The organism is Desulfovibrio sp. An276 (assembly GCF_002159665.1).
In the GTDB taxonomy this organism is placed as follows: Bacteria; Desulfobacterota; Desulfovibrionia; order Desulfovibrionales; family Desulfovibrionaceae; genus Desulfovibrio; species Desulfovibrio faecigallinarum.
The window spans coordinates 1-16,420 of the sequence record NZ_NFJC01000049.1 but is presented as its reverse complement, the minus strand read 5'-3'; the positions used below and the strand labels follow the sequence as shown (position 1 = coordinate 16,420).

The 16,420-nt window shown below is 56.4% G+C and carries 17 protein-coding genes and 1 tRNA gene; 8 read left to right on the top strand and 10 right to left on the bottom strand.

Features of this window, described 5'->3' with window-relative positions; translation table 11 throughout:
• A partial coding sequence (locus tag B5F76_RS14610) for a hypothetical protein (protein WP_204218421.1) occupies window positions 1-390 on the top strand: 390 nt, incomplete at its 5' end.
• Between the two features lie 181 nt (window positions 391-571).
• Entirely contained in the window at window positions 572-811 is a 240-nt protein-coding gene (locus B5F76_RS13445) for a hypothetical protein (protein WP_087355437.1), read from the top strand.
• A 48-nt stretch (window positions 812-859) separates the two neighbouring features.
• Here B5F76_RS13445 and B5F76_RS13440 read toward each other — a convergent pair whose 3' ends face one another.
• The gene (locus B5F76_RS13440) at window positions 860-1,483 is read right to left on the bottom strand and encodes a flavodoxin family protein (protein ID WP_087355435.1); all 624 of its coding nucleotides are present in this window, start codon (window positions 1,481-1,483) and stop codon (window positions 860-862) included.
• A gap of 416 nt (window positions 1,484-1,899) precedes the next feature.
• Between B5F76_RS13440 and B5F76_RS15610 the strand changes: the two genes are divergently transcribed.
• Together B5F76_RS15610 and B5F76_RS13430 are read left to right on the top strand one after the other, a co-directional pair.
• Window positions 1,900-2,040, top strand: coding sequence for an AAA family ATPase (locus tag B5F76_RS15610; RefSeq protein ID WP_087355434.1), 141 nt, complete (start codon window positions 1,900-1,902; stop codon window positions 2,038-2,040).
• Window positions 2,041-2,335: 295 nt separating this feature from the next.
• Entirely contained in the window at window positions 2,336-2,893 is a 558-nt protein-coding gene (locus tag B5F76_RS13430) for an AAA family ATPase (protein ID WP_162608859.1), read from the top strand.
• A gap of 375 nt (window positions 2,894-3,268) precedes the next feature.
• Here the strand turns inward: B5F76_RS13430 and B5F76_RS13425 are convergent, their stop codons facing one another.
• From B5F76_RS13425 to B5F76_RS13385, 9 genes are all read right to left on the bottom strand, one after another.
• On the bottom strand, window positions 3,269-3,865 hold the full coding sequence (locus B5F76_RS13425; protein WP_087355444.1) for a hypothetical protein: 597 nt from the start codon (window positions 3,863-3,865) through the stop codon (window positions 3,269-3,271).
• Window positions 3,862-5,142, bottom strand: coding sequence for an AAA family ATPase (locus B5F76_RS13420; RefSeq protein ID WP_087355430.1), 1,281 nt, complete (start codon window positions 5,140-5,142; stop codon window positions 3,862-3,864). Before B5F76_RS13420 ends, B5F76_RS13425 begins: the two co-directional genes overlap by 4 nt.
• A 608-nt stretch (window positions 5,143-5,750) precedes the next feature.
• A tRNA-Thr gene (locus B5F76_RS13415) sits at window positions 5,751-5,826 on the bottom strand.
• A gap of 114 nt (window positions 5,827-5,940) precedes the next feature.
• Window positions 5,941-6,312 (bottom strand): hypothetical protein, encoded by a 372-nt coding sequence (locus tag B5F76_RS13410; RefSeq protein WP_087355427.1) that lies wholly within the window; start codon window positions 6,310-6,312, stop codon window positions 5,941-5,943.
• Complete coding sequence (gluQRS, locus tag B5F76_RS13405; RefSeq protein ID WP_087355425.1) at window positions 6,290-7,282, bottom strand: tRNA glutamyl-Q(34) synthetase GluQRS; 993 nt, start codon at window positions 7,280-7,282, stop codon at window positions 6,290-6,292. Before gluQRS ends, B5F76_RS13410 begins: the two co-directional genes overlap by 23 nt.
• 143 nt (window positions 7,283-7,425) lie before the next feature.
• On the bottom strand, window positions 7,426-8,514 hold the full coding sequence (locus tag B5F76_RS15010) for a C40 family peptidase (RefSeq protein ID WP_162608858.1): 1,089 nt from the start codon (window positions 8,512-8,514) through the stop codon (window positions 7,426-7,428).
• 314 nt (window positions 8,515-8,828) lie between these two features.
• Window positions 8,829-9,629, bottom strand: coding sequence for a GTP cyclohydrolase FolE2 (gene folE2, locus B5F76_RS13395; protein ID WP_087355423.1), 801 nt, complete (start codon window positions 9,627-9,629; stop codon window positions 8,829-8,831).
• 61 nt (window positions 9,630-9,690) lie between these two features.
• Window positions 9,691-10,110 (bottom strand): nickel-responsive transcriptional regulator NikR, encoded by a 420-nt coding sequence (nikR, locus tag B5F76_RS13390; RefSeq protein WP_087355421.1) that lies wholly within the window; start codon window positions 10,108-10,110, stop codon window positions 9,691-9,693.
• Window positions 10,111-10,123: 13 nt separating this feature from the next.
• Complete coding sequence (locus tag B5F76_RS13385) at window positions 10,124-10,798, bottom strand: class I SAM-dependent methyltransferase (protein WP_162608857.1); 675 nt, start codon at window positions 10,796-10,798, stop codon at window positions 10,124-10,126.
• Window positions 10,799-11,018: 220 nt separating this feature from the next.
• Here B5F76_RS13385 and B5F76_RS13380 point away from each other — a divergent pair, with 220 nt between their 5' ends.
• The 4 genes from B5F76_RS13380 to B5F76_RS15195 all read left to right on the top strand — a co-directional run.
• Window positions 11,019-11,507 (top strand): CvpA family protein, encoded by a 489-nt coding sequence (locus B5F76_RS13380; RefSeq protein WP_087355440.1) that lies wholly within the window; start codon window positions 11,019-11,021, stop codon window positions 11,505-11,507.
• 22 nt (window positions 11,508-11,529) lie between these two features.
• Window positions 11,530-12,369, top strand: a complete 840-nt coding sequence (gene mazG, locus B5F76_RS13375; protein ID WP_239407070.1) for a nucleoside triphosphate pyrophosphohydrolase — start codon at window positions 11,530-11,532, stop codon at window positions 12,367-12,369.
• Window positions 12,370-12,375: 6 nt separating this feature from the next.
• Entirely contained in the window at window positions 12,376-14,154 is a 1,779-nt protein-coding gene (locus B5F76_RS13370) for a hypothetical protein (RefSeq protein ID WP_087355417.1), read from the top strand.
• 3 nt (window positions 14,155-14,157) lie between these two features.
• Window positions 14,158-16,420 (top strand): hypothetical protein (locus B5F76_RS15195; protein WP_204218420.1); only part of this gene is annotated, 2,263 nt, incomplete at its 3' end.

The window sequence follows — 16,420 nt, the reverse complement described above, 5'->3', positions numbered from 1 at the left end:
GCCAGGGCACACCGCAACGGTATGCGTATATCCCGTGTCTGCGCGAGGAATACGTCGAAACTGGCATATGACGGTTCCGGGCGAGTACGCAGGGACAAGGACAACTACAACATGTGCACGTTCCGCAGCATGTGCAAACTTCCCATCAAGAAGAAATCCAGATCGTCATGCGAGGAATCTCCCATAGACGAGTATGCTGGTGGAAAGCGCTACAACTGTGACTTGTCCGCGTCCTACAACATAGGCGCAAGGTATTTCATTCGCGAAATTCTCAAGTCCGTTGATGAGAATCAACGGCGGGACATTCTGGCAAAAGTTCCAGAATGCTCTCACAGAAGTACGTGCACCCTGGATTCGTTAATTAGGTTGCGGGCGGCCCTGGGCTCCTAAAGAGCACCTTGAGCGTCTGATCTTCGGATCAGTGCTGACGCATCCCGTATCGAAAGCAGGGTAGTCCTCCCGAGTCCCAAGGGAGGAAGCCCCGTGCGTAAGCGCGGGGAGGCTTCACCACGGAAACAGTCTCTGCAATTTCGCCGCAGCTGCCGACATCGAAAGCAGGGAAGCCTTTCATATGTACGCCAGGGCGCAGTACCCGGCCTGCTACCTGAATTTTCTCGGGGCAGCGGGTGCAGTCTTGCAGGAGCGCCACAAAAGGGCCTTGCGAAAGCTTTTCAACTTCCGCTTCAAACGCCATCCAAGGTATAATCTGCCCCAAAAGCGCCTGAAGCTTCTGGAAGAGCTGATCCAGAAAAGGGCAGCCCTCCTCTTGTCGCAAAAGGATGCTGCCCCCTGTGAGCTCAAATTCTGGTAGAACGCATTCGAGAGCGGCCCACTCTCTCAAACGCTCTTGTCGATCCGCCTAGCGGATAAAGTTGGTCATCACGTTCCTTTCGGTCTGGGGATAGGGGATACCCTGTTCCTTGCCGGCCGCAAAGCAGCGCATCATCCATATCATGTTGCGGGCAAGGTTGCGCATGGTTTGCATGCCTTCCTCGTCCTTGGGTGCGTCTTCGGCGACAAGACCGTGCACAGAGTTCCAGTAGGTGGCGCCAGCAACAGGCATCTGGGAAATACCGAAATACTTGTTCAGACAATCAAAGCTTGCGCTTGCTCCGCCGCGCCTGGCAACCGCAACTGCCGCACCGGGCTTGAACTGGAAGACAGAGCTGTTGCTGAAAAAGGCCCTGTCCAGGAAGGAGAGGATGCGACCGCTCGGATGAGCGTAGTAGACAGGCGAGGCAAAGACAAAGCCATCCGCTGTGCGGGCCTTTTCCACAAAGTCGTTGACGCCGTCGTCTTCGAAGACACAGTGGCCGGTTTCGCGGCATTTGTTACACTGCAGGCAGTCAGCCAGTGGTTTTCCACCAAGCTGGATAACCTCGGTCTCGACACCCTCGGCCTCGAACACGGAAACCATTTCCTTGATGGCCTGCATGGTGGTACCGTTCCTGTGGCTACTGCCATTCACGAGCAAGACTTTCATGATATTCTCCTGACTGTGAGCAATTGGGGGCTGGACCCCTGTCCAGCAGATGTCCGGTGTACCGGCAAGATGGATGCCGAGGCGTTTTGCCAAGGGCACACGCTTTGCCTGAAGGCAGGATCTTGCGGAACACGCTGTTTTCGCTTTGTGACATAAGCACTGCCAGGACTTTGTCCAGACTGCCTACCGAGAGTGAGCGCTTATCCTGTCCTTGGTATGCCTCTCATGCCCTGCTACGTCCAACGCAAGGGGCTCTCCATATTCCGTGTGGTACCCCTAGGCAACAAACCTGGAAAATGGTATGGAAAAGGTGCGCTGGACACAGGAGATGCGCCTCCTGTCTATGGGCAGGCAATGGAAAGAGATACGCAAAAATACACGACTCATCATTGAATGAGGAATAGGCAGAGTATACAATGATAGATTGTTTACACATACAAAACTTTCGTTGCTTTCAGGATTTCAATATTGAAAAAACAGAAAATATAAATCTTTTTTCAACAGTAAATAGTGAAGGAAAAACTGCATTTCTTGAGAGCATATTTCTTCTTTTATGATTTGATAGTTCTGATACTTTTATCAAACTATTCCCAAATGTAAGTTTACTTGAATATATTTTTTATCTAAAAATAAGAAAAAAATAAGGCTTCAATATCATCTAAAGTAAATGGAACTGATATATCTATACAATTTGAAGACTGTTTTCTAAATAAATTATATTTCTCTAAAGACAATTATATAAATATTTTCAATGGACATCATTTAAAAATAAATTATTCATATGGTAATGATAGTAATACAGGTTACCTTGTGCATGATAAAAATGGTATGCACATCGCATGGAAGAATTTATTGTCAAAGAATACACTATCTGTAAATTTTATTGGTCCTGATAGTGACCATATTCAAAATTTATTTTCTGTATTTGAAAAAATTGAAAAAAAAGGAAAAAAGGAACAGCTTATACAAATACTTCAGATACTGGATAAGGATTTGGAAGATATCACAATGGTATCCGAAGATTATCCAAGTATCTACGCAAAAAGACATGAAAAACTACTTCGTCCCATTTTTATCATGGGACATGGTTTCTGCAAGCTAATGGATATTGCTTGCACTTTGATCGATAGTAAAAATAGCGTACTTCTTGTAGATGAAATTGAAAATGGTTTTGACCATGATATTTTATTTGATTTATGGAAAATCATGGAAAAGTTGTCAATTGAAAACAATATACAGATATTTACAACTACTAACAGCTATGAATGTATTGAATTTGCATCTGATGCTATAAACAAAGACAATATTATGTATGTAAGGATAGGTAAAAGCAAAAATTATATAAAACAATATATCTTTGACGGTGATAATTTTTTATTTTGCATTGAGAACAACATGGAGATACGATAACAATACAGGTTTTACATTGCCATTTTCTAGGAGGCAACCACACTCAGCTCTTTTGCCAAGCACACCCTGCTCAAGCAAATGGCCCATGCTCTCCCCCTTTTCCACGGCCACGGCTACCCCAGGGATGTCCAAGGCCCGCACAATACGTGCAAAGCCAGACTTGTCCCGCATGAAGCAAAATACCTCTCCGGGCTCCACAGTGTTGAGAAGTGCAGGGGAATGGGTGGCAATCAGAACCTGTCCCCCCCAGAGATATGTAAGGATCTGTCTACAAATAACTCGTCCACTTCTGAATTCATTTGTCCGCGTTTGAAGCGGAATTTGAGCTAAAACAGAATAAAATACGGTTGAGTAATTTCTGGACGATTCCTAAGCTCAGAGCAGCCCCTGCCGGGCAGCCTCCTTCCAGACAAAGGGGGAATATTTCTTGAGAAACGCCTTTGTTACCTCTCCTTTGCAATAGAACTGGTAATGCTTGGCACGCATTTCGTTATTGGCAGAACTATCCAACTTCAGCCGGTCTATGGTTGCCTGAATCTTTTGTTGCAGAGAGGCAGGCAACTGCGGGTTGGGAAAAATATGCCCGCTTACGAGTTCCAGACAAAACCAACCATCCTTGACTTCAAAAGGATCGAGTACATCGGTGAAACTCTTCTTGCGACTGTTTATTGCGGAACAGGCCAGACGGTAATTGCACCATTCATACGCAAAATCAGGGCGCAAAGACTTGGGGCAAAAATGCTCAACAGTCCCTCCGGTAGTCCTTTCAAAGAAAACTGCAAGATAGGCACAAACACCGCCATACCTACTATGCAGTTCATCCAGACAGGCCCGCCAGTAGGGAGGCAGTTTCGTCCTTGACGGCAGGGGATCTGTGATGTCGATATCATGTTCCGCCAGCCAGCGCAGACCCTTTTGACGAACTTTTGTATCGAAATCTTCCGGCTCTGGCTGCGGTGTCACCGGAATCATGACAGCCACCCTTTTTTTTCCGCCACAAAGCGCCAGCGGATCCAGAATGGATCGGTGTCTGAAAGCACACCGCGTAATTGCTGATCCAGCTTTTGCGCATCTTCCGGGCCGAAACTTTCATTGCTCAACGCCTGTGTTGCCTCTTCCAAAACCTTTTCGGCTTCCTGTGAATAGCCAGACGGCAAATCAAACGCTTCACTGGTAAGCCAGTTGGAGACATTCCCCTGCCGCAGGAAAGGCCGCTGCGTCAGGAGGACATTGCCATCGCTGAGATCGAGGTCAAACCAGGCATCCTTCGCCGCATCGAACAGGGTTTCCACAGAAGCCATGATCAGCGGCGAATGCGTTGCAACGATGAGCTGCATTTCCCTGCCGGGGCGTAACGTCTCCATGACCTGCATCAGGGCCGGTATGACCGTGCGCTGCCATTTGGGATGCAAATGCGCCTCCGCTTCATCTATCAGAAATACCGCCCGACATTCCGGATCTTCCCCCGTCAGTTCCCGGGCTTTCAGATGTTCCTCCCAGCACCAGACAAGAAAATAGGCCAGCGAAATGATACGACGCATACCGGAAGACGCATGCAGCACCGGGACTTCCTGCCCATACGGCATACGCAGCGTCGGCATATCCCGCACATCGTCAAGGCTGATGCGCGTCAATTTGCCGGGAACAAGTTTTTCCTCCCCGGAAGGTGACAGCACCGCAAGCACCGCCTCTAACGACGCAAAAGCCTGTCCTCTTTCCTTTTGCCAGCCTGCCCAATCCCGGATCAGACCGTTGCAGAGCCATGTGCCGTCCGAATTTTCAAGCCCGTTCCAGACTTCCTCAGGGCTGAAAACATACGCCGGAGGACGCGCTTTTCCCTCCTCCCGCTTCGATTTCCAGTAATTGCGTGCCGGATCCCATACCGCGAAACTGCCGTCCGCCATAGCGTAGAAAATCAGACCGGGATTGGCAGGACGCCCCGCCTTTATGGACCAAGTCTGCTCACGGGGCTTGAAGTCGCTTTTACTATCTATCGGTTTGGATGCGGCGGAAAAACGAGCCTTGATAATTGCCGGTTGTTTTTTGTCTGTGGGCAGGGCTGTCTTGCCTGCAGTCAGACGCGGATTGACTTCGGCTGGCCAAGTGCGTGTCATGGCCCACCAGAGAATATCAAGGAGAAAACTTTTTCCCAGTCCGTTGTCTCCGGTCAGCAAATTCAAGCGGCTGCCAAAGTCCAGCTCCATGCCGGGGGCCGGTCCCACATTGGCTATGCCAAGATGCATTATCATGGCGGAAGCTCCTTTTCTTTCACATATCTATCTTGGCGCACCGGAGACGCCGGGCCAGCGGGGCCTCTCGGAATTCTATATCCTTTTTTGAGAAATTCATCCAGTCCTTGCCAGACACTTTGATACACCTTTCATACTCTCGGTGATTCCGTCACCTATGTATCGCACATGTTCATGTCTGAAATTTCAACGCCTATGATGGCTGTTTAGAAGTTCAGGCCTTCGCCTCCGAAAGGAGGGTACTACGCCATCTGCTGACTCTCATGCGTTACTCCAGCACTGCTGCCGTCTGTGAGACCTCCCCGGGTAAGACACAGTACTTTCCCACTTATACCCACCGCATCTACCTTCGTGCCTTCCGTGCAGCTATTGGACTTTGAGTCTCCTGGCCCTCTCATCCGACACGCCAGCCTCGTATACGGTTTCTGTTCGTCAGGTCAGTGGTTTGCCATAGACTTCCTTCAGAACTTGCCTCACGACAAGCCCCTTGTCTTTCGGCTCAAGGTTCCCGCTGCCGGGCCCTCAGAGGTCGTTCACCCCCTAGTACTGCGCCATGCCGGGCACACAACAAAAAAGCCCCCACGAGCGGATCGTGAAGGCTTGTATTGTGGAGCCAGCTAAGAGACTTGAACTCTTGGCCTGCTGATTACGAATCAGCTGCTCTACCAACTGAGCTAAGCTGGCGTCATTGGCTTTGTCACATTCTCACTGACAAGTGTTCAATGAGTTGCGAAGAGCTTCTATAGCTGCAAATTGCAACGTCGTCAATGATTTTGCGAAGGGAAATTTCGCAAGGATCTATTTCGCGCTCACGCGCAAGGGCAGCCAGTGCATCTGCGGGCTGTCCTCGTGGGTCGGGCCGATTTCCCAGTCAAAAGCTGCCCAGCCCATCTTCTCTGCTATGCCCTGGGCAATGCCCTTTGCGTTGATGATGGGGTGACGCCTGAACACCTGGGGCAGGCCGTATGTCAGGCTGCACATGAGGCACTTGCCAGGCCTCTGGTGCAGCTCCATGGCCACTTCCACAGAGGTCTCGGACTCGGCGCGGGGCCTCAGCACTATGGTGTAGGCGCCTTCCTCGGCACCCCCGAACAGGGCGTCGAAAAAGGCGTCCGTCCTTTCGGGCGGAAACAGTCCATCCAGAAAATCAGCTGTTATCTTCTGTTCCATGAGATATTCCTTGCAGCCAGAGCATGTCGGCTTGTGTCAGGGTGTAGTCATCGCGGGTGATCTCCGCGAGGGAAAAGTCGTCAACAAGGTCACGCGGGTGAACCTCTTCCCGCCTGTCGATGAGGCCGGCCGCAAAGGCAAGCAGGCCAATGACACGCCAGGGGGAAACGTTTTGCGTGCGCAGGGCTTCGAGGCTTAGGGAGGCATGCCTTTTGGCAAGCCTCTCCCCGTCTTCACCAAGAAGAAGGGAAATGTGGCCGTATCTTGGCTCAGGCATGCCCAGGGCGTCAAGAATGGCCAGCTGCCTAGGCGTGGAGGGCATGATGTCGCGGCCGCGAACAACCTCGCTTATGCCCATCAGGCCGTCGTCCACGCTCACGGCCAGCTGATAGGAGAAAACCCCGTCCGAGCGCTGCATGTTGAAGTCTCCGCCGCACTCCTCAAGGGTCGCGCTTTGCCTGCCCATGACCATATCGTCAAAGCCGAAGGTCCTCCCCTGCGAGCGAAAGCGCCAGGAATAGGGAAGCCCCCTTTTCATGCGCTCTTCGACCACATCGGCCGCAAGGTCGCGACAGGTGCCGGGGTAGGCAATGCCCGCATCCCCCAGATGGGGCGCGTTGGCAAGCATGCGCAAATCCTTGCGCGAACAAAAGCAGGGGTAGGCAAGGCCTTTCTCGCGCAAGCACTCCAGGGCCTCCTCGTAGAGGTGGAAGCGGTTGGACTGATGGTAACCTGGCAGCTCGCGCTCCGGCGTTGGACCCTCATCCCAGTCAAGGCCCAGCCAGCGGATGTCGGACATGAGCATCTGCATGTACACTGGCGAGCTGCGCTCGAGATCCAGGTCTTCCATGCGCAGGACAAGCTCCCCGTCTTGCGATCGCACGGAAAGCCACGCCAGCAAAAAGGCCCAGGCATTGCCAAGATGGGCCATGCCCGTGGGACTCGGCGCAAGACGTCCGCGAACACTCATACCTTTTCCAACCTTTCGGGATGTGCCTGCAAGGCCTGCCACTGCATTTAGCGCGCCTTGCAAAAGGGGCGCCACCAATGGGCGCCCCGACATGTGACAAAATTTTTGAACCCTGACTTGTTCCGGGCTTCTTGCCGCTTCTCCTAGCCCTTGGACGCACGGGCCTCGTCCGCGCTTCTCTTGGCTGGCCTGACCTCGATGTGCTTGCCGGAGCGGGCCTGGGCCGTGTTCTTGCTCCTGGTCTCTGTCTTGCGCTTGGCAACAGTGGTTTTCCTGGACTTCGAGGCCCTGGCCTTTGTCGCCTTGGACTTGGAGGACTTCGAAGCACTTGCCACCTTGGACTTTGAAGACTTCGAGGACTTGGACGCCACGGCCTTGCCGGGAATGACAAGCTTCTGGCCTATGCGCAGATCGTGGGCGTTCTTGAGCTTGTTGGCAGCAAGCAGCGACTTCACAGTGGTGTTGTTCTTCTCGGCCACTTCGGAAAGGGTGTCACCCGAGCGGACAGTATAGGATCTGGACCTTGCCTTGCTGCGGGAAGCCCTGACGGACCTGGACTTTCTGGAAGCCACCTTGGTGGACTTCTTCACAGTGGCCTTGCGGGCCTCGTACTTCTTGTCCTGCTCGCGGGTGGCCTCGGCAAGGGCCGTGTTGGACTTGCTTGTGTCCACACGGCGCGCGCCTATGAAATTGCGGGCAAAATAGCCTGTTTCCATGGACTCGATGCGCACGCGCGTGTTCCTGCGCGGCGCGTGGATGAACTTTCCGTCTCCGAGATAGATGCCTGTGTGGTAGCCGCCGCGGCTCCTGCGGAAGGCAACGATGTCACCCGCACGCATCTTGGAGCGGTCCTTGATGCGGTAGCCCGTCTGCGACTGCTCCCTGGCCGTTCTCGGCAGCTTGATGCCAGCTCCCTTGTAGGCCCACTGCACAAGCCCGGAGCAGTCAAAGCCGCCGGGCCGTGTGCCGCCAAACACATAGGGTGTTCCCAGAGCCTTGTGGGCCCTTTGCAGCACAACACCGGTTGTGCCGGCATTTCCCTTGGGCAGGGTTCCGTTGTCAAAGATCAGTTCGTCGTCCAGATCGGGTTTGAGTGCAGCGTCATAATTCTGGCGAAACCTCTCGTACTGGGCTACCGAAGGATCAAGCTGCGTGTCCTTCTTCTTGGAAGCGCAGCCAACCATTGCGAGGCAGACCACGAGAAGCGCCAAAAGAGCGAATCTGTTCCTCATCCGAACTCCCGTGTAGTACTCCGTCCGAAAATGTATCTGTGCCTTGGAACGCCAATCATCCGGCGCCCCTGCCTTTTTGCCATCTGCAAAAAAGACAAGACCCCATGACCCCTTGGCAGGGGAGTTCAGGGTTTCTCAGCCGCAGGTTGTGGCACCCGCAAGACCCTACATATTTACCACGCCCAAAAGACGGGAGTCAACAAAGGGGCGGTTTTTTTTTGCCTGGTACAAAAATTTTGCCCACATATTGTCTGTTACGATTTTGCGACATAGCGCACACGTGTTCTGTATTTCTAAGAAAGTGAGAGAGTATATCAGGCATGCTTTCCACAAAGTGCAGTCTGGAAATTGTGTTCTATTATGGCTACTGCATTGTGGTTGTGTATGGATTCCATGCTCTCCACTGTCACCTTGAAGCCGCGCAGATGCGGATGCTCCATGAGACGGCTTGCCACGTTGCGTACCACGTCCTCCACAAAGCAGGGAGAGGCAAAGGCGTGCTCTGTGACGTATTTCTCGTCCTCGCGCTTCAGGACCGTGTACACCTGGCTTGATCCTGAAGCCTCGGCAATGTCTATGAATTCCTCAAGCCAGGCGAAGCCGTCAGTCAATAGCTGCATGCGGATAAGGGTGCGCTGGGAGTGGGCGCCCTCGTCGCTGATGGCCTTGGAGCAGGGGCAGACTGTCTTGACTGGAACCGTTATTTCCAGGCTGAAGCGGGGCTTGCCACTTGCGTCGAGCTCGCCTGTGAGCACGCACTCGTAGCTCATGGTGCCCTCTGCGCCTGAAACGGGTGCCTTCTTGCGGACAAAGTAGGGGAAGCTGAAGACCACTTGGGCGCTGGTGGCCTCAAGACGCTCGCGTATGCTTGCCAGAAGGTCGCGCACTGCCCTATAGCTTATCTTGCCCTCCCAGGCCTCCAGAGCCTCCACAAAGCGGCTCATGTGCGTTCCCTTGAAGGAAGAGGGAAGATCCACTGTGAGATCTACAAGGGCCACGGTGTGCTGCCTCTCGTTGGTCCTGTCCTTGAGCCACAGAGGCATCCTGACCTTGCGCACCCCTACCCTGTCTATGGCCATTGGCACGGCCGGCATATCCTTTTGTACGTCGAGCATGTTGCTGTACTGTCCCCTGGCGGCACGCGCCGCACTGAAATACGAATAATGAGAAAAAAACTCAGGCTATGTCCCTGCCGGTAGTCGAGGGCACGAAGACCCCGTGCTTGACCCCGTTGCAGGCAATGAGCCTGTCCGCCAGCCGTGCTATCTCCCTGGCAGGCCCGCGCAGGACCAGAACCTCAAGGCAGTTGTGGTGATCGAGGTGCACGTGCTGGGTTGTGACCACCAGATCGTGGTGATCGTGCTGAATGTCCATGAGGCGCATGGGCAGATCCCTGTTGTGGTGATCGTAGACCATGGTCAGTGTCCCTGCCATCTCCCTCGCCTCGCCGCGCCACTCCTCTTCCACGAGGGTCTTGCGGATAAGATCCCTGATGGCCTCGGATCGGGACTGATAGCCCTTGCTCTCCACAAGCCTGTCGAAGGGCTCGAGCAGCTCCTTCGGAAGGGACACGCCGAGACGGACAACGCTCTCCATAAATCAATCCTCCCTATGCCTGCTCTGCCCTTGTGATCTCCCAGATGGAGACTGTGACTGCCTGCGGCTGCTCGTAGATGCCATGGGTCTTTCCCTGATGCACCCTGCGCCCCGAAAATCCCCTTTCTGGCAGGGAAGCAAGAAAGGCGTCGTAGACGCTGCGCCCTGGCTCTGCCACCCAAAAGCGCCCGCCAGGCTTCAAAACTCTTGCGCAAAGATCAAGAACAGGTCCCACAAAGCGGCGCTCGTACATGATGTCCCCGCCCCAGACAAGGTCCATGGAGGCTTCGGCAAGGGCAGGCCTTGCCCAGTCCATGCAAACCCACAAGGGGCTCTCCACCCCGTTTTGCGCTGCGTTTTTTGCAGCGTAACGCAAGGCTTCGGGCTCGTAGTCCATGGCAAGGACGTGCGCACCAAGGCTCTTTCCCACAAGCGCTGTCAGGCCTATGCCGCAACCCACATCAAGGCAGGCCCTGCCCTGAATAGCAGAGCGGTTCAGGTACAGCCAATCGGAAAGAACAAGACTCGCAGGCCACAGCTCAGTCCAGTAGGGAATGTGCTCGTCTGCCGAGGCCTGGCCGTCTGCAACCATCTTCTCCCACAGCTCCTCGATATTGCCGGCCCTCGAAAGGTGCCAGTCACGGTTTGCGGCGCTCACCGTTATGTTGGGCGTGTAGTGAAGGGGCATGAATTCTCCGTATGAGGCAAGAGGGGGCATGGGGAAAGGGGATTTGCCACAGGGCAGGTGATACCCTTGAAACCACATGCCGTCAAACCCGCACGACATCTCCTTGGACAGGGCGCTGCTCCCTGCAGCGCCCTTGTTTGCAAGAGGCTTTTGCTATACATTCTGGCGAAATTTGCGGCACTGGGGCCCCTTGCGGGAGCCCATACAATGCGAGGTTGCCATGGGCCAGGACATTCTGGACATCACCATTATTCTCATTCTCTTCTTCTTCACCATACGCGGCTATTTCAACGGCCTTGTGGGCGAGGTGGCGGCCATAGTCTCCCTTGTGGGCGGCTTTCTGGCAGCCCACCACTTCCACCCCCTGCTCGCTCCGCACCTTGACTTCATAGCGGAGCCCATGTGGCGCACGGCCGCAGCCTACGTCATCATCTTTGTTGCCGTGGTGGTGGGTGTGGCCCTTGCGGCAAGGCTCATACAGCGCCTGCTCTCGCTGGCCTTTGCCACCTGGCTGGACCGCCTTGGCGGAGGCTTTTTCGGGCTTGCCAAGGGCATTGTGGTCTGCTCGCTCATTTTCCTTATCCTGGGCAAGTTCTTCTCCACTGCGGACTTTTACCAAAACTCCAGGGTCAGGCCCTACATGGTCAGCATAATCGATCAGATACGCACCTCCCTGCCTCCGGATATCGTCAAGAAATTCAGTCTCTAGGCCACAAGCCAAGGATACACCCATGTCCGACATGCAAAATGATGCAACACCTGTCAAAGCCTCTTCCCAAAGCGACTGTGCCATAGACAGCGTTCGCGAGGTGGTGCGCCGCCTCACAGCCGAGGACGGCTGCCCCTGGGACAAGACACAGACCCCGGAATCCCTCACGGAATACGTCATAGAGGAAAGCCACGAGCTTGTGAGCGCCATACGTTCCGGCACAGACGAGGACGTGTGCGAGGAACTGGGAGACGTGGCCTTCCTTTTGCTCTTCATAGCGCATCTGTACGAGAAAAAGGGCTCCTTCACCCTGCGCGATGTGTTCGAGAAAAACGCTGCCAAGATGATCCACAGGCACCCCCACGTCTTTGCAGGCGAGCACTTTGCCAACCTGGACGAGCAGCTGAAGGCCTGGGAGAAGCTCAAGCAGGAGGAGCACAAGGCCGAGGGCAAGCCCACGGGTGTCTTCGACAGCCTGCCGCGCAGCCTGGATCCCCTGGCTCGTGCCTACCGCATCCACTCCAAGGCTGCCCGCACGGGCTTTACCTGGGAGACAAGGGAGGATGTGGAGCAGCAGGTGGAAGAGGAGTGGCTGGAATTTCTCGACGCCCAGGCAAGGGAGGACGAGAAGGCCATACGCCACGAGCTTGGGGATCTCATCTTCTCCATTGTGGAGCTTGGCAGGCGCAACAACCTGAAGGCCAACGCGGAGCTCGACGCGGCAAACGAGCGCTTCCTCTCCCGCTTCCGCTTCATGGAAGAGGCCGCACGCAAGGAAGAAAAGGAGCTTTCCTCCATGCCCCTGGAAGAAATGGACAAGCTCTGGGCCAAGGCCAAGGAAGAGGAGCAAGGGACGGAGTAGCCCCCAATGCGCCCTGTCCCGAGACCTGTCCTGCTGCAATTTCTTGCCCTGTGCCTTGCACTTTGCGCCTGCGCCTGCTCGACAAATGTTGCCTCGCCCCTGGTAGTTCCGGACAATGAGGCAAGGGAAAGCGGTGCAGGCAGGGTAAGTCCCGTACACGAGCAGTGGCTCTACCGCCAGTCCATGCTGGGGGAAGGACAGGAGATCCTCAAGAGGGTCCCGGCCACACTTTTGTGGCGCAACTCCCGGGGCAGGAAGGACGCTGGCCTTGTGCTTCGGCACGCCCCCACTTGGGCCATGGTGCCGCAGGATGTGCGCTTTGCGGACGTGGAGCTGGCCCTGCCGGTTTTGGCAAGTCTTGGGCTAGGCGGCGTGTGGCTCGGGGACGTGCGCGAGGGGGACCTTGCCTGGGTGCACGACGCGCAAGAGCCCCGGGAACCGGACACGCAAAGAACCGCTTCCCTTGCACCCGATCCTGGCAGGGGCGGAGCGGAGGGACTGAAATCCCTTCTGGCCGGCCTCGAGCGCCAAAATCTCCTGGGCGGCATGTCCCTTGTGGCTGCAGCTACGGGTTTGGGGCCGGACTTCATGCTGCAGGCAAGGGGGTCCGAGCGCCACGCAGGTCTCTACGCCCTTTTCGAAATCCCCCGCAAGGACTGGGATCTCTTGCCCGCAGCCAAAGGCCCCTGGGACGTGCACGCGCTCTCGCAGGACATTGTCCGCGCCCTTGGCAGGGCCCTGCCCCCGCCCCTGGCACAGGACAGCTATGCAATGGATGAGGCTGGCTACGCGACTACGGGCGAGGTTCTGGGGCTTGACGGCCAAACCAGGCGCTACGCCTACCGCTACTACGGATCCGCGTGGCAGCCTGTGCTCGACTGGCACAATCCCATGGGGGCCGCGCAAAGGCTTCTTCAGGCCTCTGCCATACAGACGACAGGCATCTATCGCCAGGCCCTGGCCGGCATAAACGTAAGCGCCCTGGCCGGCCTTGATGCGGCACAGGCGCAACAAACAGCACTCGAGCCTGCCAGCACGTGCCTTGCAACACTTTCCGGCACGGTGCACCGCTGCGGGGGCTGGAGCCTGTTTTTTGCACCGCTCTCCTTCGACATGGCGCGCGAAGCCCTGAGGTATACGGACTTTTGCGAGGCCCCGGGCTTTGCCAGGGCCCTGCAGGAGGCCTGGCAGGAAGGCAGCACAAAGAATCTTGCCGCAGTCCTTGAAGGGAGCAGGACATTCGATCAAAAGGCGCTGGCCTTCGTCAGTCCCCATGCCGATGCAGCAAGACCAGCCACAGGGGCTGAAGGGGGACTGGAATCCGGTGCAGAACGCATAGCCAGGGAAAACCATCTTCTGCTCGCCCTGCCCTGCGGCCTTCCGGGGCTTTGCCTGCTTGACGCAAGGACCCTTGTACGCCGAAGGGGGCACGACGCAGCCCCGACAAATGCTGGCCTTCTCCTTGCCAAAGTGCTTGAGGCGCGCTCAAGGCTTGACCTTGGCACGGGCAGGCTAGTAAAAACAGTACTTCCCTCGCAATCTGTAATGGCGACCATTGTCGCCCTGCCTCGCGGGGGGTATATGGTCACTGTACTCAATTTTTCCCGAAGGCCGGTTCAAATCGAGGTCGAAACAGGGATCGCCATGGGCGCGATACGCTGCCTGACACCCGAGGTGCAGGTTTTGCCGGCCTCTTCCCCCACATCTTTTGCTCTTTCCCTCAAAGCCAGACAGGCAGCCCACCTTGTCGCGGGCACGGACCTTTCTGCAAACGCCAAGGAATAGCCTATGGACAAGCCAACAACCAATGACAGTCAGGAACAGACCAGGCCCGCAGGGGACGCTTGGGCAGCCTTTGCCACAAAGCCCGCCTCTGACCAGGACGCTCCGGCTGGTCCGCACACCAGCGCTGCTGCAGAGGCAGCGCCTGCGAGTGACGCGGGTGAGGCCGCACCTGCCCAAACCGCAACCATAAATTCCGAAACTGCCCAGACACTGCAGGAACAGCTGCGCCTGGCCCAGATGCAGCTTCTGCAGGCCTCCCAGCGCCTGCAAGAGCTCGAGTCCGCGGCCCGCGCGGCAGGCCTCGAAACGAATGGCCAGCTGCCTTCCGGGGCCAAGCAGGCTCCCATCGAGGGGCAGGACATCCAGTCCGACCAAAACGCCACCCCGCTTTTTGCAAGTGAGGTTCCGGACGAGGACACCTATGTGGCTCCGGGCGAGGAAGAGGCGCCTAAAAGACCCGAACCTACCGGCCACAATGGCATTTTCCGCACCCTTGCCTCCATGGGCCCTGTGACCCTGCTTGTCCTTCTGGCCCTCTTTGCCTGGGCTGCCGCCTATCTTGGAGACATGGCCTGTCCGGCAGAGGTGAAGAACCTCTCCGTAATCAAGGGCATGGACGGCTTCGGTCTTTTGCCGCATACGGCAGACAAGACGCTCCTTCCGGTCTACGCCTACTTTGCCTGGGGCATTGGCCAGCTTCCCGTGCCCTTCATGGATTGCCTCTACGGCCCCCTGGTCTCCTACCTCGGCGCCTTCATCGCCCTGGCTGGCCTCGGGATCTTCAGCCTTGGCCTGCGTCTCGACAAGTACGTGACCCTTGCAGCCGGCCTTGTGCTCGTGTCCTTGCCCATCTTCATGGGTGCCGCCAACTTTGTGGGCCCCGTGGCCTTTTCCTGCGGCCTGAGCCTTGCGGCCATGGGCGTGCTCTGCCGCGCCTGGATGCGCAACTTTGATATCGTGGGCATGATTCTGGGCAGCCTCCTTGCCGGTGCAGCAGCACTTTCCGGCGGCCTCTACTACGGCCTTGTGCCTGTTGTGGCTGGCCTTCTCTTTGCCCTGTGGCGCGGCAACATGATGCGCCTGCGCAACACGGACGCTGTGGCTGGCGTGGTCTTCTTCGTGGTCGTGCTGCTTGCCTGGTACGCTGGCATACTGCTTGGCACGGACGCGGACAGCGCATCTGTCATGAGCGCCCTTGTGGGCAACGGCGGCGTGGCTGGCCTCACCCTTTCCGTGATCATGGCCCTTGCCTGCTTCATGCCCTTCCTGGTCATTGTCTTGAGCGTTGCCTGGCCGAAGGTTCTTGCCCACAGCGTGAGCTCCCTCAAGGCAAGCCGTCAGGAAAGCGGTGCAGCCTACGCCTGGATTGCCCTGGTTCTGGCCCTGCTTCTTCTGGCCATCGCTGCCAACAGGGCGGACTTCCTGTTGCCTGTCTGCCTCATGGCAGTTCTTTGCGCGCGCTCCCTCATGAAGCTCGGCAAGCTTGGCATCAGGGTCTTCTTCTTCCTCTTCTCCCTCTGCCTCCTTCTGGTCACCCTGGCCTGCCTGAGCCTCACGGTTCCCTTTGTGGGCGAGCTCTTCCTGCCTGTGCTGGCAGGCCTTGGCATCACTGTGCCCCAGGCCATACAGCCCATCATCGCTGAAGTGTCCGGCATGGGTGTTGTGGCAACCATCGTTCTGCCCCTCCTGCCCCTGCTTGCGGCACTTGTGATCATGCACGTTGCCTGGAGAAGCCGCACGGCTGCAGCGCCCCTGCTCACAACTGCCGTGGCCTTTGCGGTCATTGCCCAGCCCTTTGCCCTTGTGCTGGCACCCCTTGCCGCCAACCCCACCCTGCAGCTTGTGAAGACCGCAAGCGTCTACACACCCGCACCCAAGATCTTCGGTCTGCCCGAGACAGCAGCTCCGGCTCCTGCCAAGCCTGCGGCTGTAAAGCCCGAAGCTCCCAAGACCGAGACTCCCAAGCCTGCGGCAGTGAAACCTGAAGCGCCCAAGGCCGAGCCCGCAAAGACAGAGGCTCCGAAGGCTGAAACAGCGAAGACAGAAGCCCCCAAGGCTGAGCCCGCAAAGGCCGAAGAGCCCAAGGCCGAGCCTGCAAAGGCCGAAGCCACCAAGGCTGAACCCGCGAAGATAGAAGCCACCAAGGCTGAGCCCGCAAAGGCCGAAGAGCCCAAGGCCGAGGCTCCCAAGGCTGAACCTGCGAAGGCCGAAGAGCCCAAGGCCGAGGCTCCCAAGGCTGAACCTGCGAAGGCCGAAGAGCCCAAGG

Coding starts and splice junctions, on each gene's coding strand:
- B5F76_RS13410 (WP_087355427.1), bottom strand. CDS start 6,312: ATGGAACAGAAGATAACAGCTGATTTTCTGGATGGACTGTTTCCGCCC.
- B5F76_RS13425 (WP_087355444.1), bottom strand. CDS start 3,865: ATGATTCCGGTGACACCGCAGCCAGAGCCGGAAGATTTCGATACAAAA.
- folE2 (WP_087355423.1), bottom strand. CDS start 9,629: ATGCTCGACGTACAAAAGGATATGCCGGCCGTGCCAATGGCCATAGAC.
- B5F76_RS13385 (WP_162608857.1), bottom strand. CDS start 10,798: ATGCCCCTTCACTACACGCCCAACATAACGGTGAGCGCCGCAAACCGT.
- B5F76_RS13445 (WP_087355437.1), top strand. CDS start 572: ATGTACGCCAGGGCGCAGTACCCGGCCTGCTACCTGAATTTTCTCGGG.
- B5F76_RS15010 (WP_162608858.1), bottom strand. CDS start 8,514: ATGAGGAACAGATTCGCTCTTTTGGCGCTTCTCGTGGTCTGCCTCGCA.
- B5F76_RS13420 (WP_087355430.1), bottom strand. CDS start 5,142: ATGATAATGCATCTTGGCATAGCCAATGTGGGACCGGCCCCCGGCATG.
- mazG (WP_239407070.1), top strand. CDS start 11,530: ATGTCCGACATGCAAAATGATGCAACACCTGTCAAAGCCTCTTCCCAA.
- B5F76_RS15610 (WP_087355434.1), top strand. CDS start 1,900: ATGATAGATTGTTTACACATACAAAACTTTCGTTGCTTTCAGGATTTC.
- B5F76_RS13380 (WP_087355440.1), top strand. CDS start 11,019: ATGGGCCAGGACATTCTGGACATCACCATTATTCTCATTCTCTTCTTC.
- B5F76_RS13370 (WP_087355417.1), top strand. CDS start 12,376: ATGCGCCCTGTCCCGAGACCTGTCCTGCTGCAATTTCTTGCCCTGTGC.
- nikR (WP_087355421.1), bottom strand. CDS start 10,110: ATGGAGAGCGTTGTCCGTCTCGGCGTGTCCCTTCCGAAGGAGCTGCTC.
- B5F76_RS13440 (WP_087355435.1), bottom strand. CDS start 1,483: ATGAAAGTCTTGCTCGTGAATGGCAGTAGCCACAGGAACGGTACCACC.
- gluQRS (WP_087355425.1), bottom strand. CDS start 7,282: ATGAGTGTTCGCGGACGTCTTGCGCCGAGTCCCACGGGCATGGCCCAT.